Source organism: Actinoplanes derwentensis, from assembly GCF_900104725.1.
Taxonomy (GTDB): Bacteria; Actinomycetota; Actinomycetes; order Mycobacteriales; family Micromonosporaceae; genus Actinoplanes; species Actinoplanes derwentensis.
In genome coordinates this window covers 5,426,337-5,451,537 of record NZ_LT629758.1, presented here as the reverse complement: position 1 = coordinate 5,451,537, position 25,201 = coordinate 5,426,337, and the positions used below count along the sequence as shown (strand labels likewise).

Below are 25,201 nucleotides of genomic sequence, written 5' to 3'. Positions count from 1 at the left end.
CGAAGGGATATCGATGTCTGAAATCATTAAGTCCGAGCTGGACCGTCGTAGCCTGCTGCGCCGGGCGGGCGCGGTCGGCCTGGCCGCCATCCCGGCGGTGGGCATGCTGAGCGCCTGTGTCGGCGGGGGCTCCGAGGAGACGGCCGAGCAGGCCAGCGGGACGAAGTCGGCGGACAACCCGCTCGGCATCGACCCGAAGGCCCCGATCGAGATCGTCATCTTCGACGGTGGTCTGGGCACCAAGTACGCCACCGACGTGGACACTCCGATCTACACCAAGAAGTGGCCGGAGTCCAAGGTCGAGTACTCGGCGACCCAGGAGATCGGGACGGTCATCCAGCCCCGGCTCAACGCCGGCGACGCCCCCGACATGATCAACAACTCCGGCGCGAAGATGATGGACTTCGGTGCCATCGTCGCCGCCGGGCAGGCGCAGGACCTCACCGACCTGTTCGCCGCCCCGTCCTTCGACATCGAGGGCAAGACCGTCGCCGAGACGCTGGTCCCCGGCGCGATCGAGCAGGGCAGCTACAGCGGCAAGCCGTTCGCGGTCAACTACGCCTACACGGTCTTCGGCCTCTGGTACAACAAGGCCCTGTTCGACAAGAACAGCTGGACCGTGCCCGGCACCTGGGCCGAGTTCACCGCCCTGCTGGAGCAGATCAAGGGCAAGGGCATCGTTCCCTTCGGGTACGCCGGTGCCAACGCCGGGTACTACATGGTCCGAGCCCTGCTCACCAGCGCCGGAAAGATCGGTGGCGAGCAGGCCCTCAAGGACATCGACAACCTCAAGCCGGGTGCCTGGACCGCCCCGGCCGTCCTGGAGGCCGCCAAGGCCTGGGGCGACGTCGGCAACAAGTACCTGGACAAGTCGTTCCTCGGCCTCAAGCACACCGAGGTCCAGCTGCGCCAGAACCAGGACAAGGTCGCCTTCTACCCCTGTGGCTCCTGGCTGGAGAACGAGCAGGCCAAGGACACCCCGCCCGGCTTCCAGTACGCGGTGGCGGCCTACCCGAGCGTGACCACCTCGGACGCGCTGCCGGCGACCGCGCTGAACGCCGCGGCGGGCGAGATCTACTTCGCCTCGTCCAAGGGCAAGAACCCCCGTGGCGGCATGGAGTACCTGCGGGTCATGCTGTCCAAGGCGGCCGCCCTGGAGTTCACCAAGCTCACCAAATCCCTGACCGTGGTCGCCGGCGCTGCCGACGGCATCGAGATCTCCCCCGGCCTGACCAGCGCGAACGACGCGATCAACAAGGCCGGTAAGGACGTCTTCATGGGCTACCTGTTCGACACCTGGTACAAGAAGCTCAACGACGAGTCGCTGAGCGCGATCAACGACCTGATGTTCAAGGGCGGCGACGCGCAGAAGTTCTGCGACCGGATGGAGGCCGCCTCCCAGGCGCTCGCCAAGGATTCCGCAGTGCAGAAGCAGACCCGTAGCTGATCGTCCCGTTAGTTAGGTAGAGCGCCATGAGGCACGGTAAGTACCCTTTCATCATCGGCTTCCTCGCCGTGCCCGTGGCGCTCTACGCCGTCTTCGTGGTGGCGGCGTACGTCCAGACCTTCCAACTGGCCTTCACCAGCTGGTCCGGTTTCGGAGCCATCAAATACGTCGGCTTCGACAACTTCGTGAAACTGTGGGACGACGACCTGTTCTGGAAATCGCTGCGTCACAACGGTTTCCTGCTGCTCCTGGTGCCGATCGCGACGATCGCGCTGGCGCTGTTCTTCGCGTTCCTGCTCAACGTCGGCGGCGGCTCCAAGGGCGGCACCACCCAGGGCGTCCTGGGCTCCAAGGTCTACCGGGTGATCTTCTTCTTCCCGCAACTGATGGCCCTCGCCATCGTCGCGGTGATCTTCGGCCGGGTGTTCTCCTCGGACAAGAGCGGCATGCTCAACGGCCTGTTCCCGGACTCCTGGTCGCCGTGGCTGTTCATGGCCGACGACCGCTGGGCGCTGACCTGCATCGTCGTCGTCGTGGTCTGGCAGGCGGTCGGCTTCTACGTGGTGCTCTTCTCGGCCGCGATGGGCTCGATCGAACACGACATCTACGAGGCGGCCGCACTCGACGGCGCCACCCGGACGACCCTGTTCTTCCGGATCACCCTGCCGCTGCTCTGGAACACCCTCCAGGTCGCCTGGGTGTACCTGGGCATCGCCGCGTTCGACTGCTTCGCCCTGATCAACATCATGACGGTGGACCGCGGCGGACCCGACGGGGCGACCTCGGTGCTGGCCATGATGATCTACCGCAACACCTTCGAGTACTCCCAGGTCGGCTACGCCTCCGCACTCGGCGTGGTGCTGTTCTTCCTGACCCTGACCTTCGCCGCGCTGACCCTGCGGGTCACGCGCCGCGAAGCCGTCTGAGAGGCGCTGCCATGAGCAACGTGACGACCATGGCCGCCCCGGTCCAGACCGGCGCTCCGCGGGAGAAGACCCACCGGGAGGTACGGGCCTTCAACGGTCTCGCCCACCTCGCCCTGGTCGCCTGGGCGCTGGTGACCGCCGGGCCGCTGATCTGGGTGGTGCTGGCCTCCTTCAAGAGCAACACCGAGATCTTCCTGGGCGAGCCGTTCGCCCTGCCGGCCACGTTCTCGCTGGAGACCTACTTCTCCGCGTGGGACCAGGCACACATCGGGCGCTACTTCCTCAACAGCGTCTTCGTGGTGCTGATCAGCACCGCCGGGACCATGCTGTTCGGGTCGATGGCGGCCTACGTGCTGGCCCGTTACACCTTCTTCGGCAACCGGGCGGTCTACTATCTGTTCGTGTCCGGGCTGGCGTTCCCCACGTTCATGGCCCTCGGCCCGCTGTTCCACATCCTCAAGAACATGGGGCTGCTGAACTCGTACCACGGCCTGATCATGGTCTACATCGCGTACAGCCTGCCGTTCACGATCTTCTTCCTGGCGGCGTTCTTCAAGACGCTGCCACACGAGATCGACGAGGCCGCGACGATGGACGGCGCCTCACACACCCGCAAGTTCTTCCAGATCATGATGCCGATGGCGAAGTCCGGCCTGGTCAGCATCACCATCTTCAACATCGTCGGCCAGTGGAACCAGTACCTGCTGCCGCTGGTGATCATGCAGGGCCAGGGCGCCGACCAGAAGTGGGTCCTCACCCAGGGCATCGCCAACATCTCCACCCAGGCCGGCTACCACGCCGAATGGTCGACGCTGTTCGCCGCCCTGACGCTGAGCATCATCCCGATGATCGCCGTCTACGCCGTCTTCCAGCGCCAGATCCAGGCCGGCCTCACCGCCGGGGCGGTCAAGTAAGACGGTGATGAGCCCCTTCGGTCGCTGACGACCGTCTGGGCTCTCGGGCTTCATTGAATGAAGAAGTGTCGTACCCCTGGGTGAGAATGACCGGATGTTGGTGGCTGCGGTACTCGATCCGGACGGCCGCGGCGGCACCCTCGCTGAACTCTCCGGGGGTGTCCGGCCGCGGCACGTCGCTGATCTGCCCGCCGCGGTCCGCGACCGGGAGGACTCGGACCAGCCTCGCTGGGTCTGGAGCAGCACCGCCGGCATCTATCCGGCGCTGCTGCGGGCCGGCGTCCGGGTCGCCCGCTGTCACGATCTGGAGCTGACCGAGGCGCTGCTGTCCGGTCATGCCGGGCGCTGGGGTGAGCCACGCGGGGTGGCCGCGGCGCTGGCCCGCCTGCGCGGGCTTCCGGTTCCGCCGGACCGGCTGCGGCCGGAGGCCGAGCCGCCGGGATTCGCGCAGGGTGCGCTCTTCGAGTCGGTCCAGGGCGACTCGGTCGGGATCGACGACCTGATCGCGGTGTACGAGGACCAGGCTCGCCGGATCGCCGCGGTCGAGTCGGCCGGGCGGTTCCGGATGCTCGTGGCGGCCGAGTCGGCGGGGGCGCTGATCGCCGTGGAGATGGGCCGGGCCGGGCTGCCCTGGCGTGCCGACGTGCACGACGAGCTGCTGCGTGAGCTGCTCGGCGCGCCGCAGCCGGTCGGGCCACCCCGCCGGCTGGCCGAGCTGACGGCCGAGGTCAACGCCGCGTTCGGCACCCGTGGCCTGCACCCGGACTCGCCGGCCGAGGTGATCCGGGCCTTCCACAAGGCCGGCATCGACGTGCCGAACACCCGGCGCTGGGTGCTCCAGCAGGTGGACCATCCGGCGGTGGCGCCGCTGCTGGAGTTCAAGGAGCTCTACCGGATCTGGACGGCGCACGGCTGGGCCTGGTGCGACGCCTGGGTGCGCGACGGCCGCTTCCGCCCGGAGTACGTGCCGGGCGGTGTCGTCTCCGGCCGCTGGGCCGCCCGTGGCGGCGGGGCCCTGCAGGTGCCGAAAGTGGTGCGCCGGGGGGTGATCGCCGATCCGGGCTGGCGGTTCGTGGTCGCCGACGCCGGTCAGCTGGAGCCGCGGGTGCTGGCCGCGGTCTCCGGCGACGCCCGCCTGGCCCGCGCCGCCGCCGAGGGCGACCTCTACGCGGCGCTGGCCACCGACTCGTTCGGCGGCGACCGTGGCAAGGCGAAGATCTCACTGATCAGCGCGATGTACGGGCAGACCGGCGGGGACGCTGCCCCGGCCCTCGCGGTGCTCCGGCGGCACTACCCGACCGCGTTCGAATACGTCGAGGCCGCCGCCCGGACCGGTGAGGCGGGTGGGCTGGTCCGGTCCTGGCTGGGCCGCACCTGCCCGCCGTCGGCGTCGGCTCTGCGCGACGCGGGGCTGGACCCGCCGGACGAGGTCGCGCCGCCGCCCGGCCGGGCCCGGGGCCGCTTCACCCGCAACTTCGTGATCCAGGCCACAGCCGCCGAGTGGGCGCTGGTCCTGCTCGCCACCCTGCGGACCGCGCTGCAGGGCACTCCCGCCGAACTCGTCCTGTTCGTGCACGATGAGGTGGTCGTGCACTGTCCGGCTGAGCAGGCCGAGTCCGTGGTGGCGGCGGTTCAGGAGAGCGCGCTATCGGCGGGCCGGCTGCTGTTCGGTGCCACCACGGTGCGATTTCCGCTGGACGTCTCAGTGGTTGGTGCCTACGCCGACGCCAAGTGAAAAGGTGGGTATCGTTGATGGTCCGGCCGAGAGGCGCTGCAGCGGGCCACCCGTCACGCTCGACCGGTGATCCACCCGAGACAAGGGCGCCTCCGATCTTTCGGAGGTGTTCTGTTGGCTCAGACCGTCGCCAAGCTGCGCGAGCTTCTCGCCGAGCGGGTCCTCGTGCTGGACGGCGCCTGGGGCACGATGCTCCAGGGCGCGAAGCTCACACCCGAGGACTATCGCGGTGACCTGATTCCCGGGGATCATCCGAAAGACGTCACCGGTGACCCTGATCTGCTGATCCTGACCCGGCCGGACGTGATCCTCGACGTCCACCGGCAATATCTCGCGGCCGGCGCCGACATCACCACCACCAACACGTTCACCGCGACCAGCATCGCTCAGGCCGACTACGGCCTGGAGCACCTGGTCCGGGAGATGAACGTGCAGGGCGCCCGGCTGGCCCGTCAGGCGGCCACCGAGGCCACCGAGCGCGACGGCCGTCCCCGGTTCGTGGCCGGGTCGATCGGCCCGCTCAACGTGACCCTGTCGCTGTCGCCGAAGGTCGAGGACCCGGCCTACCGCGCGGTCACCTTCGATCAGGTGAAGGCGACGTACGAGGAGCAGATCGCGGCGCTCGCCGAGGGCGGCGTCGACCTGCTGATGATCGAGACGATCTTCGACACGCTCAACGCCAAGGCGGCCGTCGCGGCGGCCCGCGCGGTGGCACCGGACCTGCCGCTGTGGATCTCGGTGACGATCGTCGACCTGTCCGGCCGGACCCTCTCCGGTCAGACCGTCGAGGCCTTCTGGCGATCCATCGAACGCGCTGAGCCCCTGGTGGTCGGGGTGAACTGCGCGCTCGGTGCCGCCGAGGTGCGCCCGCACGTGGCCGACCTGGCCCGGTTCGCCAACACCTACGTCGCCGCCCACCCGAACGCCGGGCTGCCCAACGCGTTCGGCGGCTACGACCAGCAGCCCGACGAGACCGGTGAGCTGATCGGCGGGTTCGCCGCGGACGGCCTGGTCAACATCGTCGGTGGCTGCTGCGGCACCACCCCGCCGCACATCGCGGCCATCGCCGAGGCGGTGCGGGGCGCCGCTCCGCGAGTGATCGACGCGCCCGCGCCGGCCACCCGGTTCAGCGGCCTGGAGCCGTTCGCGATCGGCCCGGACACCGGCTTCGTCATGATCGGCGAGCGGACCAACGTCACCGGTTCGGCCAAGTTCCGCCGCCTCATCGAGGCCAATGATCACCAGGCCGCCGTCGACGTGGCCCTGGAGCAGGTCCGCGGCGGCGCCAACCTGCTCGACGTCAACATGGACGCCGACCTGCTCGACAGCGAGCAGGCGATGGTCACGTTCCTGAACCTGATCGCGACCGAGCCCGAGGTGGCCCGGATCCCGATCATGATCGACAGCTCCAAGTGGTCGGTGCTGGAAGCCGGGCTCAAGTGCGTCCAGGGCAAGGGCGTGGTCAACTCGATCAGCCTCAAGGAGGGCGAAGAGGCCTTCCTGGCCCAGGCGCGCCAGATCCGGGCGTTCGGCGCCGGCGCCGTGGTGATGGCCTTCGACGAGCAGGGCCAGGCTGACACCACCGAACGCAAGGTGGCGATCTGCGGGCGGGCCTACGACCTGCTCGTCGGCGACGGCTTCGACCCGACCGACATCATCTTCGACCCGAACGTGCTCGCGGTCGCCACCGGTATCGCCGAGCACAACGGGTACGCGAAGAACTTCATCGACGCGCTGCCGCTGATCAAGGCACGGTGCCCCGGTGCCCGTACCAGCGGGGGGATCTCGAATCTGTCCTTCGCCTTCCGGGGTAACGACGTGGTCCGCGAGGCCATGCACTCGGCGTTCCTGTTCTATGCCGTCAAAGCCGGTCTGGACATGGGCATCGTCAACGCCGGCCAGCTCGCCGTCTACCAGGACATCCCGGCCGACCTGCTGAAACTCGTCGAGGACGTGATCTTCGACCGGCACCCGGACGCCACCGACCGGCTCGTCACGTTCGCTTCCACGGTCACCGGCTCCGGGGCCAAACGGGAGATCGACCTGTCCTGGCGCGAGACCGACGTCGAGACCCGGCTCAGCCACGCGCTGGTGCACGGCATCGTCGACTTCATCGAGGCCGACACCGAGGAGGCCCGGCAGAAACTGCCCCGGCCCCTGGAGGTCATCGAGGGCCCGCTGATGGACGGCATGAAGGTGGTCGGTGACCTCTTCGGCTCCGGCAAGATGTTCCTGCCCCAGGTGGTCAAGAGCGCCCGGGTGATGAAGCGGTCGGTCGCCTACCTGCTGCCGTACATGGAGGCGGAGAAGGAACTGGCCCGCCTCGAAGGCCGGGCCGAGGTCGACCGCGGTCAGGGCAAGGTCGTCCTCGCCACGGTCAAGGGCGACGTCCACGACATCGGCAAGAACATCGTCGGCGTGGTCCTGGGCTGCAACAACTACGAGGTCATCGACCTGGGCGTGATGGTGCCGGCCGCGAAGATCCTGGACACCGCGATCGCCGAGGGCGCCGACGTCATCGGCCTCTCCGGCCTGATCACCCCGTCGCTGGACGAGATGGTCGCGGTCGGTGCCGAGATGCAGCGCCGTGGTCTCAAGGTGCCGCTGCTGATCGGTGGCGCGACCACCTCCAAGCAGCACACGGCGGTCCGGATCGCCCCGGCCTACGAGGCGCCGACCGTACACGTACTGGATGCCTCCCGGGTTGTCGGTGTGGTCTCCGACCTGCTCGACCCGGACCGGGCCCAGAAGCTCGACGAGGACAACCGGGCCGAACAGGACCGGCTGCGGATCCAGCACGAGCAGCGGCTCGCCACCCCGCTGCTGACGGTCGCCAAGGCCCGGGCCAACCGGGAGACGGTCGACTTCAGCGAGATCCCGGCCCCGTCGTTCACCGGGGTCCGGGAGGTCGCGCCGCCGATCGCCGAACTCCGCCGCATGATCGACTGGCAGTTCCTCTTCCTGGCCTGGGAACTCAAGGGCAAGTACCCGGCCATCCTGGACCTGCCGGTCGCCCGGGAACTGTTCGACGACGCCAACACGATGCTCGACGAGATCATCGCGGCCGGTTCGTTCCAGGCCCGGGGCGTCTACGGCATCTGGCCGGCGCACGCCGACGGTGACGACATCCGGCTTGCCGGCGGCGGGTCGTTCCCGATGCTGCGCCAGCAGACCCAGAAACCGGCCGGTCGCGCCAACCGCTGTCTGTCCGACTACATCGCCCCGGCCGGTGCGGGCGACCACCTGGGCGGTTTCGCGGTGGCCATCCACGGCGCCGACAAACTGGCCGCCCGTTACGAAGCCGAACAGGACGATTACCGGGCCATCATGGTCAAGGCCCTGGCTGACCGGCTGGCCGAGGCGTTCGCGGAATACCTGCACCTCAAGGTCCGCCGCGAGTGGTTCGAGCCGGGATCCGAGCCGGTCCTCGCCGACCTGCACGCCGAGCGCTACCGGGGTATCCGCCCGGCCCTCGGTTACCCGGCCTGCCCCGACCACAGCGAGAAGCGCGACCTGTTCGAGCTGCTCGGCACGTCCTCGATCGGCATCCAGCTGACCGAGTCGTTCGCGATGACCCCGGCCGCCGCCGTGAGCGGTTTGATCTTCGCCCATCCCGAGGCGAAGTACTTCACCGTCGGCCGCCTCGGCAAGGACCAGATCGAGGACTACGCGGCCCGCCGTGGTGTCCCGGTCGCCGAGGTGGAGCGCTGGCTGCGCCCCAACCTGGCCTACTCGATCGACTGAGCGGCACCGACGGCAGCCGCCCACGGGCAGCTGCCGTCGGTTATTTGCTGGCCCACACGTCCAGGTTGAGTTTCTCCAGGATGCTCGGGATGAACAGCCCGGCGATCGAGAGCAACGAGATCACCGTGAAGACGGTGCGCAGCACGACGACCTCGACCTTGCCGCCGACCTTCACGGCCATGCTGTTCGGGATGCCGACCATCATCCACATCCGGCGTCTGATCGGGAGCGGCCAGAGGATCGGCACCCCGTTCTTGGTGATCATGTCGCCGAGGATGTGCACGAAACAGCCGACCCCGACGGCCATGCCCAGCAGCGGATAACCGCGGTCACCGGGCAGGTTGGCGGCGGTGAACCAGGCGATCACCGCCGACGCCAGCGTCACGATCACCCAGCCGGCCCGCTCCGCCCACTTGTCGAACAGGCCACGCAGCGCCAGACCGGCCATGAAGAAGACGATGCCGACGACCGCCCACTGGCCGTAATGGTCGGCGAGGGCGGTGGTGCCCCAGCCGAGAAGACCGCAGAACGGCAGCGTATGCGTGAAAGTGCGGTGCCCGTTGTCACGCCTCGGATCACGGCTGAGCTTGGTGGCCGTGTAGACGCCGAGGGAGAACTTCTCCACCACCTCGGCCACGAACAGTGACGCGACCCCGAACGTCCGGGCGACGGTCGCGCCACCCTGGTTCTTCGTCACCTTGCCGGACATGTCGAGGTCGGGCAGGAGCGCGCCACCGGCGCAGATCGCCGTGCCGACAGCCACCTCCAGCGGTGACTGACTCACACTGGCGAACTGATCGAGCGCCCAACTGCCGGCCAGCCAGGCGGCTGCCCCCGAGAGCGCGTGCGACGGACCCATCATCTGCGTTGTCCCTCCCCGAACAAAACTGCGCAACTGTCGCAGAGCCGGAGATGAAGATCAACGTCTGGGGGTGCGTGTCGCGCGTGCGGTCGGCCACCCGACAGTCGCCGATCAATGCCGGTGGCCGTGCCCGAAGGAGTACTCCGGGCGCCACCGGCCGTACCGCAGATGCTTGAAGAAGCCGATGACCAGGAAAGTCAGCGGAATCGCCGGCCAGAAGAACGTGGCCCCGGAGAGCATCCACAGCCCGGTGAGGACACCGGCGGCGATCAGGATGAAACTGGCATGACGAAACAGCCACCGGCGTGTCGCGGCCCGCGCGCCCGGAGTGTGAGCCAGCGCCCGGCGGCCTCCGTGCGGCAGGTCGGCGGTGAGCCCGGTGAGTTCGTCACCGAACTTCGCGGCGTACGCGGCGGTCAGTCGCTCCTCGCCCTCGGCCAGATCCAGGCGGCCCTCGGCCATGGCGGCCCGCAGGATCTCGGCGATCTCCTCCCGCTCGGCGTCGGACGTGCGCAGCCGGGTCGTCGTCGTGGGGTGCATGGTGTGTGCTCCTTCGGGTCGGTGCTCTGCACACACCAGAGTCGGCTCTTCCGGTGCCGTGCGCGTCCGCCCGGGGAGGCATCCGCCCGGCGCAGTCCGGGCTGTCGGAGACCGTTCCGGTACGCCCGGGGGAGTACCGGGTCCACGTCGGATCATCCCGTGGGTGTACTGCAAGACCATTCCCTGCTCCGATGCCCGGGCCGGTATGGGTGACGTAACTTCGGGCCATGAGGCGTTCAGGCCGGTACACCCCGTGGACTGACAGCCGGGCGGCGCGGTGGCGTGCTGCGGACCCGGCTGAGCCGGTGTTCGGCCCACCCTGGCAGCGCCGCGGGCGTGCCCGCCACACCGGCTGGCCACCGGGCGCGGCCATCGTGGCGGGGCTCTTCCACCTCGCCGCCATGCGTGAGCTGGCCGAGCGGGGCGCCGCTCATCTGCCGCTCAACCCGCCGGTCTACGCGCTGCTGCTGATCGGGCCGATCGCGCTGCTCTGGCGGCGGCGGTTCCCGGTCGTGGTGTTCGCGGTGGCCGCAGTGGCGTCGCTCGTCGTCGCGACCGGCAGTGCCCCGCACTGGATGTACGCGGTCGCCCCTGGCATAGCCCTGTTCCACCTGGCGAAACTGGGCCGAAGGACGGCCGCCGGGATCGCCGCGGCGGTGGCCTGGGCCACCTATGTGCTGGTGACCGTGGTCCTGGCCGATCTCCTCGGTCTGGACCACAGCCTGCGCCCCGACCTGCGGGAAGTAGTGCTGGCCGCGGTCGCTCTCGCCGGGACCGTGGTGCTCGGCACCGTGTCGAAGGCGCACGGCGAGCGGGTGTCCGCCCTGACCCGGGCCCGCGAGGAGCAGCAGCGGGCGCGGGCCGAGCAGAAACGCCGGCAGGAGTCCGAGGAGCGCCTGCGGATGGCCCGGGAGCTGCACGACGTCCTCGGTCACCACCTGTCCCTGATCAACGTGCAGGCGGGTGTCGGCCTGCACCTGATGGACAACCGGCCGGAGCAGGCCCGGGAGGCGCTGACCGCGATCAAGAGCGCGAGCGCTGAGGCGTTACGCGAGGTCCGGTCGGTGCTGGGGGTGCTCCGCACCGAGGGAGAGGCGGCGCCCCGGCAACCCGCTCTCGGGCTGGCCCGGCTGAGCGACCTGACCACCGACGCCGGATTCCCGGTGACCACCCGCGTCGGCGGCAGCCCGAGGCCGCTGCCGCCGGAGGTCGACCGGGCCGCCTACCGGATAGTGCAGGAGGCCCTCACCAATGTTCGCAGGCACGCCGGGCCGTCACCGGAGGTGGTGGTGGAACTCGCCTACCAGCCGTCGGCGCTGACCCTGACGGTCACCGACACGGGCTCACCCGCCGGTTCCACCGCCGGTCCCGGTGACGGCAACGGCATCACCGGCATGCGGGCCCGTGCCGAGAGCCTCGGCGGCCGGTTCAGTGCCGCGCCACAGCCGGGCGGCGGCTTCCGGGTCACCGCGACACTGCCCGCCCCGCCGGTCCCCGCAGCGGGCTCTCCGGTGGGCGGCGGCGAGGATGAGACGGTGTGGTCGACGGTGGAGGAGAGACGATGATCTCGGTGGTGCTGGCTGACGACCAGGCGCTGGTGCGGGCCGGGTTCCGGGCGCTGCTCGACGCCGAACCGGACATCGACGTGGTGGGCGAGGCCGGGGACGGGCTGCGAGCCGTGGAGGTGGTCCGGGCGGCCCGGCCCGATGTGGTGCTGATGGACATCCGGATGCCCGGCGTGGACGGGCTGGAGGCCACCCGGCGGATCGCCGCCGAACCGGCGCTGGCGGCCACCCGGGTCGTCATCCTGACCACGTTCGAACTGGACGAGTACGTGTTCGAGGCGCTGCGGTCCGGGGCGTCCGGGTTCCTGGTCAAGGACACCGAGCCGGTGGACCTGCTACGCGGGATCCGGGCGGTCGCCGCCGGTGACGCGCTGCTGTCGCCGAGCGTGACGCGACGGGTGATCGGCTCGTTCGTGACCGCTGCGGCGCACGGCCGTCCCCCGGAGCCGCCACGCGAACTGGACCAACTCACCGACCGTGAACGCGAGGTGATGACGCTGGTCGCCGAGGGCCTGTCCAACGACGAGATCGCCGCCCGGCTGGTGATCAGCCCGGCCACCGCGAAGACCCACGTCAGCCGCACCATGATCAAACTGGCCGCCCGGGACCGCGCCCAACTGGTCGTCTACGCCTACGAGGCCGGCCTGATCCGCCCCGGCTGGCTGGCCGGCTGACCCCCGGCGATCCGGCTGCCGCGCCGTCGCGGTCGGCAACGCCACAGTTGTTGATGAAAACGAGAGCAGCACACTTCAATGTCCACATGGCTGAGATGAACCATCCACCACAGCAGGTGTCGTCGTTGGATTCTGTGCACTGGCGGCAGCGGCTGTCCGTGCTTGCCGCCGAACACGGGGTGACCGGTGCGGTTCTCGGAATTCTGCAGGGTGAGGACGTGGTCGACGCCGCGTTCGGTGTGACCAATGTGCGTTCGGGCGATCCGGTGCACACCGACACGGTCTTCCAGATCGGCTCGATCACGAAGGTCTACACCGCCACCGCAGTGTTGCGCCTGGTCGCTGACGGAAATCTGGATCTGGACAAGCCGCTGTCCGCCATTTCACCGACACTGCGGCTGGCGCACGACGGGGCCCAGCGGATCACGGTGCGGAACCTGCTCACCCACACCAGCGGTATAGCCGGAGACCTGTTCACTGATACCGGCAGGGGAGACGACTGCCTTGAACGCTTCGTCGACGGGCTGGCCACCGTCGCCCCGCTTCTACCGCCGGGGATGAGCTTCTCCTACTGCAACTCCGGTTACACCGTTCTCGGGCGGATCATCGAGCAGGTCACCGGTAAGTCTTGGGACAGGGCGATGCGTGAGCTGGTGTTCACACCGATGGGCCTCGACCGGACCATGACCCTCCCGGAGGAAGCGCTTCTCCACAGCGCGGCCATGGGGCACGAACGCCAGCCGGACGGCACACTCCAGCCCGCCGCTCGCTGGGGGCTGCCGCGATCGAACGGCCCGGCAGGCGGAATCGTGGCCACCGCACGTGACGTTCTCGCCTTCGCCCGGTTCCATCTCGACGACGGACACGCTTCCGACGGCCGGAGTCTCATGCCGGCCGACCTGGTCCGGGAGATGCGGTCCGTGCGGACCGAACTGCCGTTCCACGACGGCGAGAACGATGCTCTCGGGCTGACCTGGTTCCGCAAGACCTGGGAAGGGCACCCGCTGGTCGGCCACGACGGCGACACCATCGGGCAGACCGCTTTCCTCCGGCTGCTCCCGTCGCAGCGGCTCGCCGTGGTGCTACTCACCAACGGTGGTCCAGCACGTGACCTCTACCGCGCCCTGTACAGCGAGATCTTCAGCGCACTCGCCGGGGTCGCCATGCCCGCACCGCTGCGACCTCCCGGAGACCCGGCCGTCTTCGACATCCGGCGGCACACGGGCGTCTACCGCGGGCACGACTACGAGAACGAGGTCCTGGATCGGAACGGTGCGCCCGGCTTGCGGTGGGCCGCGAGGGGGCCGCTCCGTGAGGTCATGCCGGCGGCGGGAGGCGAGTACGAGACCGTGGCCGCCGGTCCGGACCTGCTGCTCTACCGGGAGCCCGGCGGGCATCGGTGGCATCCGGCCACCTTCACGCGGCTGCCCGACGGACGCCCCGGCCTGCATATCGGTCTTCGCGTCTACGTGCGAGTGGCCTGACAACCAGACCCGGCACCGTCGGAAGGGCGGTCACCAGCCGGGGATCATGTCCTCGCCCGGGGACGCGAACCACGGAGCGGCCTCGACCGGCCGGGCGGTGTGGATCCGGTGCAGGGCGTACGGGGACAGGTCCGGCAGGCCGGTCAGCGGGAACCAGGCGACGGCCAGGGATTCGCTGTCGTTCACCCGGGCCTCGCCGCTCACCGGACGGCAGCGGAACCAGGTGTTGACCATGTGGCAGAGGTCGCCGTTCGGGTAGGTGACCTCGTGTAGGGCCACCCCGGCCAGGCGCTGGATCTCCACCCGGATCGAGGTCTCCTCCTCGACCTCGCGGACCAGGGTGTCGGCCGGCTGTTCGCCGGGGTCCATCATCCCGGCGATCAGGGTCCATGCGGCGGTGTCGCTGCGCTGGTGCAGCAGGATCTCGTCGCGGTCGTTGAAGATCACCGCGGACACCGACGGGAACATGACGAGACCGGAGCCGACCTTGCCGCGCAGGGCGGTCACGTATTCGGAAGCTGGCACGCCGCCGAGCCTAGGTCCCGTCGCCAAGAGCGCGGGGCAATGCCGGAGACCTGGCCTCGGATACCAGCGAATAGACCAGGACGTTGCGACCGGTGGGGGACACGGTGGGGAAGAGAGCCGGACGCAGGCCGCGTTCTTCGGCCCGCCGAGCCTCGACGTCGGCTTGGTCGACCGCCTCCCACGCATGCCGAAGCGCTTCGTCGGGGTCGGGTAGCCCAGTCCGTGCCACACCGCCGAACGAAGGATGCGGCTCCCGTAGCCGCTGAGACAGACCGAGTAGGTGATCACCTTGGACGCTCAACCGGCACTTGAGTTTCTCCACCCCGGCGCGGCCAGCGGCGGCGCGCTGCTGAACCTGGGCTGTACGCGCCGCCTCCTGGTCGCGAGCATCGGCGAGGCGACTGGCCGACTCGGTGTACTCGGCCCATCTCATCGCCAGGCCTCCTCGGTCGGCATCACCGCTCCGGTGCCGCTTCGATCGCGGTCTCGGCCAGGTCTAGGAAGTCCCACCAATGCTCGTCACCCTTTCGGAAGGACGAAAGGAGGTGGGCCGTCACGATGAAGGCGAGGACAATGACGTCCTGTGCGGGAATCGTGGGCGCGAAAGCCTGCCCGTTCAGGAGCCGGCTGAGAAAGCCGTCAACCTCGTCCACGGTGGGTTCGGCCCACTTCTCCATCTCGACGAGGTCGACAGCTACCACCCGGGTCTGCTCCGGGGTGGGCTTGCCCGCGTACACCTCGTACAGAACGAAGCTGGTGACCGCCAGTGCCAGCTCGACACTCCCCCGGGCGGCATCGTCGTCGGGGAAAGCCTGGAGGGCCGCTTCCAGCTTGCCGAAGTTGCGCTTGACTGCGGCATCGATCGCCGACCGAGTCAAGGCTTCCACGCGTTCATCGATCTTCACTCTGGTTCCTTCGTTCGCGTCGTATGTTCCGCCAGGCCTTCGCCGGCCCCGACTGCGGCGAAGGCGCCCAGGACGGAACCGGCCACGGCCTTGGCCGTGACTGGCATGAACTCGGCAACGGTGGCCGCGAAGCAGCGCTGGCCGTTGCCCAGAATCCGATAGCCTCCGAACTTACGCGGTCGCGTCGCGGTGGCGGCGGATCGTCGTTGTCGACCGCATCAGTGTCACGTTGGACTCGGCTCTTGGGGCGGATCGGCGGCGCAACACTTGCAGCCTGCACCGGCGGCACCGCGCTTCGAACCCTCGGTTGATCCGTTACCGCCGGCGGACCCTTGCCATGGCTGTCGCCGACTCTTCAAGTACCGTCGGCGACAGCCCTGGCCTGGCTGATGGTGTCGTTGGCGATGTCGATCGTGCCGTGCACCTGTTGCGAGAGTTTCTCGATGCTCTCCTTGACCGCGCTGAGTCCGGCGACGGTGGCAGTGGCTCCGAGGGCGACGGCCTGGTTCACGGCTTCGTCGGTCTTGGTGGCTGCGGCGTTGGCGGCGTTGCTGGTGTCGTTGAGTTCGTCGATCACCCCTTGCAAGGAGGCGACCACCTCATCGATTGCGGACATCCCCGTGTCCTCCTGTTCGCTGCGTAGTAGTGGCGTAGGGGTCTACAGCCGCGAGCTCACATCGGTTCGGTGATCTCGTCGTGGCGACCCGGGCGCACGAACGGCACGATGAGCCGTTGTCGTTGGTCGTGCCGGTCGAGCAGCAGGGCCCGATTCGGTCGGGGCTGCCAGGCCAAGGTGTGGTCGCCGAGCAGCGAGGACAGCTCGCTGCCGGGCACGTTGAGCGCGACCAGGCAGGCGACGTCTTCGCGTCCGGCGGAGCCTCCGATGGCGTCGGAGAAGCGGCGGGCGACGCGCCACCAGCTCAGCACGTGGACGCCGTTACCTGGCCCTTGCCGCAATACCGTCCGCAGATCGTCGAGGCCGGTGCGGCGGTCCGGGCCGCGATCGTTAAGCAGCGGCACGATGACTTCAGCGGCGAACGCCACCAGATACGTCGGCTTGCCAGGCGCAGAGGTGGCCAGGTCAGCGAGGATCGCGCGGACCGTACCGCCGTCGGCCTCAGTGCAATCATGCCCGGCAGTGGTGAGGACGGCGACCAGGTCATCGACGACCTGATCAGCCACGGCGGCGAAGCTGGCGATCACGAAACGTGCCGTGCCGGGCTCGTGCTGGCTGGCCAGACTCGCGGCGGCGGCATGCAGGACGTCCGCGCCGATGGTGGAGGTGCCAAGGACTGCCAGGTGCCGGCCGGGTACCGCGTCCATCGCGAAGCCGACCGTGGGCAGGCCGACGTCGATGGCCCGGCCGACGAGGGCTTGACGGCGGCGGACCTGCGGGGTGAGCGCACGGTAAAGCGGATCGTCGTCGATGTGGTGCTCGGCGTAGCCGGCGAACACCGCAGGTGGCTCGTTGAGCGGCGATCGGCCTTGCCAGAGTGTGTGGCGCTGCGCGGCGAGCGAGGCCGGGTCGGCTTCCGGAAACCGGACGACCCGGTTGGCCTGCTCGACTCCACCAGCGGCGTTGACTACCGCCGAGCCGACCGGGAGGCCGTCGGCGGCGGCGTTGCCGGATTCGAGGATGCCGGAGCCGCCGGGCAGCGCGATCCGCAGCGGGAACTGCCCGAAGATCGAGTCCTTCTTCGTGTACAACGCCTCGATCCCGGACAGAGTCTGCGACGCCAGGATCAGATGGATACCGTAGGAGCGGCCTTTGCGGGCGAGGTCCTCCAGCGCGGCGACCGCGTCCCGGGCAAGGGTGTCGTTGGCGCCGAAGAGCACCTGGAACTCGTCGATCACGACGACCAGGCGCGGCAGCGCCACGTCCGAGCTGGCACGCAGGTCGGCCAGCTTGGTCACCCCGGCCGCTTTGAGCGCCGCCGCGCGCCGGTTCATCTCCCGGGTCAACGCTTGCAGGACGGCGAGCCCGTATTCGCGGTCGGACTCGATGCCCACGGTCCGTGCGTGCGGAATCCAGGACGGGTCCTTCACGGTGGGCGTGAACTCGACGAACGACACGCCTTCCTTGAAGTCGAGCAGGTACAGGCCGAGTTCATCCGGGGAGTACCGCGACGCCAGCGCATACAGCAGGATCAACAGCAGGTTCGTCTTACCTGCGCCGGAACGGCCGGCGAGCAGCATGTGCGGTGTCGCGTCGTCCAACACCAGCTCGTACGGAACTCGCCCGTCACGACCCACCACCGCCCGCAGCCCGGCCGCCGACGATTCCTGCCAGATCCGCTCGGGCATCAGCGAGGTGAAGTCGGTACGCCGGGCCACCACCGCAGTGGCCGCCGCCCGACGACAGACCTCAGCAGTCACGTCCTCGCTCGCACCGGCGTCCAGCCGGATCGGCGCAGCCAGGCCGCTGCCGTCAGCCGACAACCGATACGGTCCCGAGGGCTCCGACATCGTCCATCAGCCGTCCCCCGCCGCACTCAGGATCGTCGTGTGGTCAAGCCGCGGCGGGCCGTCGCCGTGCAAGAGCGTGGGCGGCCAGCCCGCGAGAAGCAGATGCACCCGCGCGGCCGGGCCGGCGTGAGCAATCGCCGCCAGCCGCGCCCACTCGGCACGTCCGTGCCCGGACGGCAGCGCCGCGACCGCGATCAGCAGCACCGGCGGTGCCGCCAGGTCACCGGCTTGCACCGCAGTGATCTGCTGCTCCGCCTCGTCGAAAATGGCACGCAGCCCGGCGAGAGTCGTGGCCGGGACCGCCCACGCCTCCGCGTCGATCAGCGGCCGGAACTCGGTGAACACCGCGCCGAGCATCGCCCCGTCCACGGGCAGCACCCGCAGCGTGCCCTCCGGCAACGCCGCGATCGTGCGCACCAGAATCCCGCGGAGCCATGCCGCTACGGTCCGGTCGCGGGCATCGGTGTCGATCGCCAGATGACCGGCACCAACGAACGGCGCAGCCGCCCAGAACACGCTGTTGCGGATCGGCTCCGCATCACCGACCCGCAGAAACAGCGCACCACCCTGCTGTGCGTCACGACCCAACGGACGGCCGACGATCGAACCATCGAGCGGCAGGCCGAGCCAGCCCGGCAGCCCGGCCTGCGCAATGACCTGCAACTGAACTACCAGCCGCCGCAGTTCACCGTCGGCTGCCGCACCCGAGAACTGGTCATCCTCCAGCCCGCCGACCGCCGCCTCCGCGTCAAGCAGCAACGACGATGCCTGCCGATGCAAGTCCACCGCCCGCCCAAGAAACTGCGCGATAGTGCCCCTCGCGGCCCTCCCCGTAGCGATGCGGCATCAACCGGGCGTCACCCTATCGGATGCATGTACGCCTCGTCACTCCTCAGTGTCGATGTGTGATTGCCGGCTGCTCAGGCGGGCGATCCTTGCGTGCCGTTCACAGCTGTATTCGCTTTCGCCATGGCGTCGATGGCAATCGCTTGCTCGTCGCGACTGCTGGCGCCGACCGGGACCCTATTGTTCGTGCGGCTCACTCTCAGGGCGCATCTGCCACAGCGGGGTGGCCGCTGCCCGATCCGTCTGATAGTCCTATGTGGAAGTTCCATCTGGTCACTCCGACGGAGTGGCCCCGATCTGCAGGGCGGGAGCACATGAGCGACGAGATCGAGCGGCTGGAGTGGGACGAGGTCAAGGCTGTCGTCGCGCCGATGATCTCCACGTGGTCCGACGGTTCCGAGGTGTCCTGGGCGGAGTACGCATGGGGCGTCCTTGGTGCGCACGGATTGACCACGTACGCCTCCGAGATCGAGCGCACGTATTGCCTTCTCCGCGCCCTCGCTGTCAGTGCTTTCTACCTGGACTTCTGCGCCCGAGCCTTCGGCGAAGGGTCGCCTGATGACTGGCGCTACAAGGTCGACGGCGACCAGATCGGCCCGGCCCCGCTCATCGATCCGTTCACGCTGGGACAGCTCGTCGAGCGGGAAGGTATGGAAGTCGACAACGGCACGTACTCCGACGGCGAGCAGACGATCGAGGCGCTGCGTGATGTGGTCGCCGCCGAGTATGCGGGAGTGGTGAAGGCTCTGCGTGAGCACGGTAATGATGCGCAGCTGTTCGCCAGCATGTTCTCGACCAGCCGGAGTGGCGTGGCGTACCCACTACCGAGCGACCAAGTCACCGCGGTTGTCGATCACGACCTCGCAGGCGACAAGATGTATGCATGGATGTGGCTCACCGGGGAGTTGTAGGTCATCGGGCAAGTGCACCTTTCCTGTTCAGTTGACGTTACTGTCCCGAATCCTCCAGATGATTGGACGCTGTGCTCAGCGATGTCGGTCCCAACCCGTAGTATTCCGGCACGGCCGGCACGGAGATCACCACGAAGCGTGCCGCGACGGGAATGCGGAGAAGGGCTGAGCGCAGAGCGATGACGGACGACAACGGCGTAGACACGCTTTTCGACCTCGAGGACGACGTAGCTGAAGGTATCGACGTCGATCCCGCGGACGACAGCGAGGCGCTGGCCGAGGACGAGATCGTCGACTACATCACCGACCTGCGTATCAAGGAACGGGGAAACGAGGGGGTCCGGCAGCGGATCGCCCGCGCGCTCTTCCTGGAGTACGGCATCTCCGTCGACGACATGGAACGTGACTTCCCCATTCCCGTGTCAGCCGACGGCCGCCGCAGGAGCACGAAGAGGGCGGACATCGCCGTTTTCAAGCCGGGTAGCACGCACTCGCTGGAAAACCTGGAGCGAGTCGTAGTGTGCAAGCCGGAGCCCAAGGGCGGCCGTGCCGTAACGAAGATCCGCACCTTCACGCAGGCACAGAAGGATCTCGACGAGCTGCAAGACCTGCTGGGCCAGCCTCAGACGCCGAACGCGCAGTTCGGCATGTGGACCAACGGCCTCGACTTCTTCTTCCTGCATCGTGAGTCCACCAACTTCGGCGTCAAGTTCGACCCGCGGGCGGACTGGCCGCTCAGCCATGACAGTTTGAGTGGCACCTTCGGCTCGGCGGTCCGGCTACGCCGGGGCGAGGCCGCGATGCTCAAGACGGCGTTCCGGCGCTGTCACAACTTCGTGCACGGCAACGAAGGACTGCCCAAGGATGCGGCGTTCTGGCAGTTCCTCTATGTCATCTTCGCCAAGGTGTACGACGAGCTGGAGAGCCGGCGGCTCGGTATCCCGCGCCGCTTCTACGCATTGCCGAACGAGCCGTTCGACGATGCCGGGCGTGAGGCGATCAGCGATCGGGTGAAGGCGTTGTTCGCGGACGTGAAGAAGAAGTACAAGAACTTCACCGAGCGTGACGAAATCACGATGTCTAACAGAGCGCTGGCCTTCATCGTCGGCGAGCTGTCCTCTTACGACCTGGCCGCCACCGACATCGACGTGAAGGGCATCGCCTACCAGGAGCTCGTGGGCATCAACCTGCGCGGCGACCGAGGTCAGTATTTCACGCCGCGGGGTGCCGTCGAACTCATGGTCGAGATCCTCGACCCACAAGAGAACGATGTCGTGTTCGATCCGGCCTGTGGCACCGGAGGATTCCTCCGCGAAACTCTGCGTCACCTGCTCAAGAAGTGGCAGGCCGAGGAAGGCACCACCGGGCTGCCGGACACCGAGGAACAGCTCGAGACCCACCGGGAACGGCTCGCGGCGTACGTCGAAAATCATCTGTACGGGGCGGACTTCGACCCCTTCCTGGTTCGGGCCACCAGTATGAGTGTCATGCTCCTCACCGGCGTGACGGGCAACGTCTTCTACATGGATTCGCTGGCCTTCCCCCACGGGCACCTGTCCGGTGTGGCAGAGGCCCGGACCCGACTGCCGCTGGCCCCCATCGGAGATCCGACCGCCAGACCTGTCGTCGACATCCTAATGACGAACCCTCCCTTCGGCACCGATATCAAGATCGAGGACCAAGACGTTCTGAACCACTACCGGGACGGCGTCGCCCAGCCCTGGTCGCGAAACAAAGAGACCGGTGCCGTCGAGGCCACACCGGGCGGCCGGGTTTCGGCCATGTCTCCGGAGCAGCTGTTCATCCAGCGCGCCGTGGAGTGGGTCAAACCGAGCGGCAAGCTCGGCATCGTCTTGCCCAACGGTATCCTTTCCAACCCCGGCCCGTCCGACGAGGGAATCCGGCGCTGGATCCTAGACAACTGCTGGGTGCTGGCCAGCATCGAGCTGCCGGTCGAGACGTTCGTGCACGATGCGAACGTCAACATCCTGACGTCACTGCTGTTCCTCAAGCGCAAGACGGACCGGGAACGCCGGGCGGCCAACCTCGGTCAGCAGCTCGACTACCCGGTCTTCATGGCCGTGGCCGAGAAAGTCGGGTTCGACCGGCGCGGAAACCCGGTGTACAAGCGGCGCCCGGACGGCGAGGTGATCACCGAACCCAGGGAGTACGTGGAGAACGTCCGGCGCAACGGAGTCCAGACGGTTCGGCGGATCACCCGCCGGGAGAAGGCCATCGACAACGACCTGCCGGTGATCGCCGAGCGATACCGGGAGTTCCGCAAACAGCACCCGGAACCCGGGGAAACCCGATGATCACCCGCGTCGAGGCCTACGGGTATCGCTGTTTTCCGCGGCTGAGCGTGGACTACGGCCGGTACCACGTGCTGGCCGGCGGTAACGGTGCGGGAAAGACCACACTGCTCGACATCCCGGTGTTGCTCGGTGACCTGCTCGGTCAGCAGCGGGCGGCCGACGCGTTCCTGCGGCCCCAGGCCGCACGGCGCTCGCCGCGAGCGCGGACCCTGACCGAGCTGCTGCACCAGGGCCGCGGCGACTCGCTCATGTTCTCGATAGAGGCCCGATTGCCTGCCGACATCGAGAACCAGATGGCGGGCCGCAGCACCGCGTCCCTTGCCGATCAAACCCCCACCCACCTTCGGTACGAAGTGCGCCTCGAGGTGTTCAGCTACGAACTGCGGGTCGTGGAGGAATATCTGTTCCTTTTCTCCGACCGAGGGCACCGGCCGGAGCCGGGAGTTCCGCTGCAGGGTGCCTCGATAGTGCAGAAGCGCACGAAGAACGGGCAGGCGATCATCCGCCGGCCCGGGGCTGGCGAGAGCACCCGATTCTGGGTCGAGACCACGACCCGCGGGCCGCGCATCCCGGAACTGCGGGTGCCGCCGGGCCAGCTGGCGCTCGGCGCGGTCCTCGCCGATCCGGGCCTGTTCCCTGCGGCGCTCTGGCTCGGCCAGTTGCTGCGGGAGGGGGTCGTGTTCTACGACCCGGACTGGGACGGCCTGCGTGAGGCGGCGCCACCCGGTGATCCTGTTCGGCTCCTGCCGGACGGACGCAACACCCCATGGCTGGCCCTCCACCTGCAACAGTCCGACCCGGACCGATACCGATTCTGGGTGGACCACGTCCGGACCGCACTGCCGCAGGTCGCCGACATCACCGCCGTGGAACGCGAGGAGGACCACTACGCCTACTTCGTGGTCGAGTACGTCGGCGGATACCGGGTGACCTCGTCCGGGCTCTCCGAAGGAACCCTGCGGATTCTCGCGTTGTCGCTGCTGCCCTACCTGCCGACCTCGGCGATACCGCGACTGCTCGCCACGGAGGAACCGGAGAACGGCATCCACCCGCGAGCCATCGAAACCGTGGTGCAGTCACTCGGTTCGATATATGACGCACAGGTCCTGGTCTCCACCCAGTCGCCCATCGTGCTGGCCAACACCGACCTGCACGATGTTCTCGCCGCTCGGATCGGCGCCGACGGCGCGGTCACCGTCATCCCCGGAAACGAGCATCCTCAACTGCGGGAATGGCAAGGAAACATCGATATCGGTACGCTCTTCGCCGCCGGAGTCCTCTCGTGACGGCCTTTCACCCAGGGGAGTCATGCCAGCCAGCAAGCGTGACGTCGTCTTTCTAGTCGCCGACGGTTCGATGGAACAGATGGTCCGTGGGTTCGTAGGTGAGCAGAAGGCGCACCTCAAGCTCGGCTGTGGCCGATTCACCGTCGAGCCGACCGACATCGTCGTCGCCTCCCGGCGTGACCCGGAGGTGTACGGCCTCGCACATCAGTTGCTGCGACCCTACGCCACCACCCACCGGCACGCCGTGGTGATGCTCGACAACGACTGGGAAGGTAGCCCAGGGGTCAAGAAGATCCGCGACCGGATCGCTAAGAATGTCGGCCAGGAATGGGACGAGTACGCGGTGATCGTGCTCGACCCCGAACTGGAGGCGTGGGTCTGGCAGGACAACCCGAGTCTGGCCCCCGCGCTCGGCTGCCCACCGAACTTTCGGCAGCTCCTCGCCACGAGCGGGCATTGGCCGGTCGGCCAGGCCAAACCGGCCGACCCGAAGAAGGCCCTGGAGTACCTGCGCCGCCGGCATCGCGCCGACCCGTCGAAGGCGGTCTTCCGCCGCGTGGCCGGCCGGGTGTCGGTCCGCAACTGCACCGATGGTGCTTTCCTTCAACTCCGCGACACGTTGCGTGACTGGTTTCCCGAGGAGACCCTGTGAAAATCGCTGCCCTCGACAACCCGGTACGCGCCAGCTGGCTCGCCGAACAGGGCTCCCGTCTCGATGCCGGACCATTCGTCTCTGAGGCCTATTCGATTCGGATGTCACTCGAACGACTTCCGCTCACCGAACCGTTGCATGAGGTGACTGCCGGTATTTTTAATGCTGGCCGATTTCGACGGCAATGGACCAACAGCTCCGACCACGGCGTTCCTTTTCTGGGTAGCGCCGACATCTTTGAAGCCGACCTTCCTCGCCCTCCAATGATAACGAAGAAATCGGCTGCGGCGAATCCTCGGCTCCTGATCAAACCTGGCTGGACCCTTATTACATGTTCCGGAATGACTGCCGGACGGGTCACATATTCACGTTTAAGCATGGCTGGAAGTGCCTGCAGCCAGCATGTCATGCGGGTGGTGCCGAACGAGCAGAAGATTCCGGCCGGTTACCTTTACACATTCCTTGCAGGCCCACTCGGTGTCTCCATGATCAAGGGTGGCATTTACGGCACGAGTGTGCGCCACATCGAGCCGAGCCACATCACTGACATACCGGTGCCTCGGATCGGCGAATCGGCGGAACTGAGGATCGATGACCTGATCCGGCAAGCGATGAACGACAGGCAACGATTCGAGGAGGGGGTTGCCGCCGCTACCGCAGACCTCTTCAACTCGGCGGGACTCTCGGAACTGCTCGAAGAAAATTGGCACGACCAACCCCGCGATATCGACTTTAGCGTCAATGACTTAAGCTCGGAGAGCATCAGAGCACTTAGTTTTTCGCCTCGTGCGCGACGCATTCTTGATGCGCTGAGATGTGTTCCGCATCTCGAGCTGGGAAAGATTTGCAATGGAGGGTCGCTCGATTCGGGTGCTCGCTTCAAGCGAATTGACAGTGATCCGGGGAACGGTGCTCGACTGATCGGCCAGCGGCAGGGATTCTGGCTCCGACCTGAAGGAAGATGGATCGACACTCGGCGCGCCCCCAAAGGGGTCTTTGCCGTCGATGAAACCGTCTTGATCGCGGCTCAAGGAACGCTTGGTGAGAGCGAAGTCTTCTGTCGGCCGATCTTTGTAACTGGTAGCTGGCTAGATTCTGTCTACACGCAACACTTTCTTCGCGTCGTATCGGGAAATCCGGACTTTCCGGGCGCCTACTTGTACGCCTTCTTGCGGTCAGAGCCAGCATTCCGGTCACTACGCTCGATGAGCGTCGGCGGAAAGCAGCAGGACATTCATCCGAGGATGCGGGCCATGCTGCCGGTGCCGATGTGCACGGCGGAGGATCGGGAGCGGATTGCGGGGACGGTGAGGGCGGCGTATCGGGCTCGGGACGAGGCTGATAAGAAAGAGGACCAGGCATTTGCTCTGCTGGATGCAGCGGTGCGAGAGGCGGCTCGGTAGC

The 25,201-nt window shown here is 67.7% G+C and carries 19 protein-coding genes and 1 pseudogene; 13 read left to right on the top strand and 7 right to left on the bottom strand.

All coding sequences use genetic code 11. The annotated features are described in order from the left end of the window. The first annotated feature begins 13 nt into the window (after nt 1–13). From ngcE to metH, 5 genes are all read left to right on the top strand, one after another. Entirely contained in the window at nt 14–1,447 is a 1,434-nt protein-coding gene (gene ngcE, locus BLU81_RS23960; RefSeq protein ID WP_092546721.1) for an N-acetylglucosamine/diacetylchitobiose ABC transporter substrate-binding protein, read from the top strand. Nucleotides 1,448–1,473: 26 nt separating this feature from the next. Then, entirely contained in the window at nt 1,474–2,373 is a 900-nt protein-coding gene (locus BLU81_RS23955) for a carbohydrate ABC transporter permease (protein ID WP_092546720.1), read from the top strand. Between the two features lie 11 nt (nt 2,374–2,384). Next, nucleotides 2,385–3,287, top strand: coding sequence for a carbohydrate ABC transporter permease (locus tag BLU81_RS23950; protein WP_092546719.1), 903 nt, complete (start codon nt 2,385–2,387; stop codon nt 3,285–3,287). 94 nt (nt 3,288–3,381) lie between these two features. Then, the gene (locus BLU81_RS23945) at nt 3,382–5,022 is read left to right on the top strand and encodes a bifunctional 3'-5' exonuclease/DNA polymerase (protein ID WP_092546718.1); all 1,641 of its coding nucleotides are present in this window, start codon (nt 3,382–3,384) and stop codon (nt 5,020–5,022) included. A gap of 114 nt (nt 5,023–5,136) precedes the next feature. Continuing rightward, nucleotides 5,137–8,766 (top strand): methionine synthase, encoded by a 3,630-nt coding sequence (metH, locus tag BLU81_RS23940; RefSeq protein WP_092546717.1) that lies wholly within the window; start codon nt 5,137–5,139, stop codon nt 8,764–8,766. 40 nt (nt 8,767–8,806) lie between these two features. Here the strand turns inward: metH and BLU81_RS23935 are convergent, their stop codons facing one another. Together BLU81_RS23935 and BLU81_RS23930 are read right to left on the bottom strand one after the other, a co-directional pair. Continuing rightward, complete coding sequence (locus BLU81_RS23935) at nt 8,807–9,628, bottom strand: metal-dependent hydrolase (protein ID WP_092546716.1); 822 nt, start codon at nt 9,626–9,628, stop codon at nt 8,807–8,809. A gap of 111 nt (nt 9,629–9,739) precedes the next feature. Beyond that, nucleotides 9,740–10,168 (bottom strand): DUF1707 SHOCT-like domain-containing protein, encoded by a 429-nt coding sequence (locus tag BLU81_RS23930; RefSeq protein ID WP_092546715.1) that lies wholly within the window; start codon nt 10,166–10,168, stop codon nt 9,740–9,742. Between the two features lie 227 nt (nt 10,169–10,395). Between BLU81_RS23930 and BLU81_RS23925 the strand changes: the two genes are divergently transcribed. The 3 genes from BLU81_RS23925 (at nt 10,396) to BLU81_RS23915 (ending at nt 13,891) form a co-directional block, all read left to right on the top strand. Continuing rightward, the gene (locus tag BLU81_RS23925) at nt 10,396–11,733 is read left to right on the top strand and encodes a sensor histidine kinase (protein WP_092546714.1); all 1,338 of its coding nucleotides are present in this window, start codon (nt 10,396–10,398) and stop codon (nt 11,731–11,733) included. Then, the gene (locus tag BLU81_RS23920; RefSeq protein WP_092546713.1) at nt 11,730–12,407 is read left to right on the top strand and encodes a response regulator; all 678 of its coding nucleotides are present in this window, start codon (nt 11,730–11,732) and stop codon (nt 12,405–12,407) included. The genes BLU81_RS23925 and BLU81_RS23920 overlap by 4 nt, the downstream gene beginning before the upstream one ends. Nucleotides 12,408–12,493: 86 nt before the next feature. Continuing rightward, entirely contained in the window at nt 12,494–13,891 is a 1,398-nt protein-coding gene (locus tag BLU81_RS23915; RefSeq protein ID WP_157751772.1) for a serine hydrolase domain-containing protein, read from the top strand. 30 nt (nt 13,892–13,921) lie between these two features. On the opposite strand, the gene BLU81_RS23910 is transcribed toward BLU81_RS23915, so the two are convergent. From BLU81_RS23910 to BLU81_RS23890, 5 genes and pseudogenes are all read right to left on the bottom strand, one after another. After that, on the bottom strand, nt 13,922–14,416 hold the full coding sequence (locus BLU81_RS23910) for an NUDIX hydrolase (RefSeq protein ID WP_092546711.1): 495 nt from the start codon (nt 14,414–14,416) through the stop codon (nt 13,922–13,924). Between the two features lie 10 nt (nt 14,417–14,426). Then, nucleotides 14,427–14,849, bottom strand: coding sequence for a hypothetical protein (locus tag BLU81_RS23905; RefSeq protein WP_092546710.1), 423 nt, complete (start codon nt 14,847–14,849; stop codon nt 14,427–14,429). A 22-nt stretch (nt 14,850–14,871) separates the two neighbouring features. After that, nucleotides 14,872–15,321, bottom strand: a complete 450-nt coding sequence (locus BLU81_RS23900; protein ID WP_157751771.1) for a hypothetical protein — start codon at nt 15,319–15,321, stop codon at nt 14,872–14,874. A gap of 355 nt (nt 15,322–15,676) precedes the next feature. Continuing rightward, the gene (locus tag BLU81_RS23895; RefSeq protein ID WP_157751770.1) at nt 15,677–15,937 is read right to left on the bottom strand and encodes a hypothetical protein; all 261 of its coding nucleotides are present in this window, start codon (nt 15,935–15,937) and stop codon (nt 15,677–15,679) included. Between the two features lie 56 nt (nt 15,938–15,993). After that, nucleotides 15,994–18,450 (bottom strand): annotated as a pseudogene (locus tag BLU81_RS23890) (FtsK/SpoIIIE domain-containing protein). Nucleotides 18,451–18,947: 497 nt separating this feature from the next. On the opposite strand from BLU81_RS23890, the gene BLU81_RS23885 reads away from it, so the two are divergent. From BLU81_RS23885 to mads5, 5 genes are all read left to right on the top strand, one after another. Next, nucleotides 18,948–19,544 carry a hypothetical protein gene (locus BLU81_RS23885; protein ID WP_092546707.1) on the top strand — a complete coding sequence of 199 codons (597 nt, stop codon included), beginning with the start codon at nt 18,948–18,950 and terminating at the stop codon, nt 19,542–19,544. 179 nt (nt 19,545–19,723) lie between these two features. Next, entirely contained in the window at nt 19,724–21,859 is a 2,136-nt protein-coding gene (mads2, locus tag BLU81_RS23880) for a methylation-associated defense system DNA methyltransferase MAD2 (RefSeq protein ID WP_092546706.1), read from the top strand. Then, the gene (gene mads3 / locus BLU81_RS23875; RefSeq protein WP_092546705.1) at nt 21,856–23,145 is read left to right on the top strand and encodes a methylation-associated defense system AAA family ATPase MAD3; all 1,290 of its coding nucleotides are present in this window, start codon (nt 21,856–21,858) and stop codon (nt 23,143–23,145) included. The genes mads2 and mads3 overlap by 4 nt, the downstream gene beginning before the upstream one ends. Before the next feature lie 22 nt (nt 23,146–23,167). Continuing rightward, entirely contained in the window at nt 23,168–23,797 is a 630-nt protein-coding gene (mads4, locus tag BLU81_RS23870) for a methylation-associated defense system protein MAD4 (protein WP_092546704.1), read from the top strand. Next, nucleotides 23,794–25,200 carry a methylation-associated defense system restriction endonuclease subunit S MAD5 gene (gene mads5 / locus BLU81_RS23865; protein ID WP_092546703.1) on the top strand — a complete coding sequence of 469 codons (1,407 nt, stop codon included), beginning with the start codon at nt 23,794–23,796 and terminating at the stop codon, nt 25,198–25,200. Before mads4 ends, mads5 begins: the two co-directional genes overlap by 4 nt. The last annotated feature ends 1 nt before the right edge of the window (nt 25,201 follow it).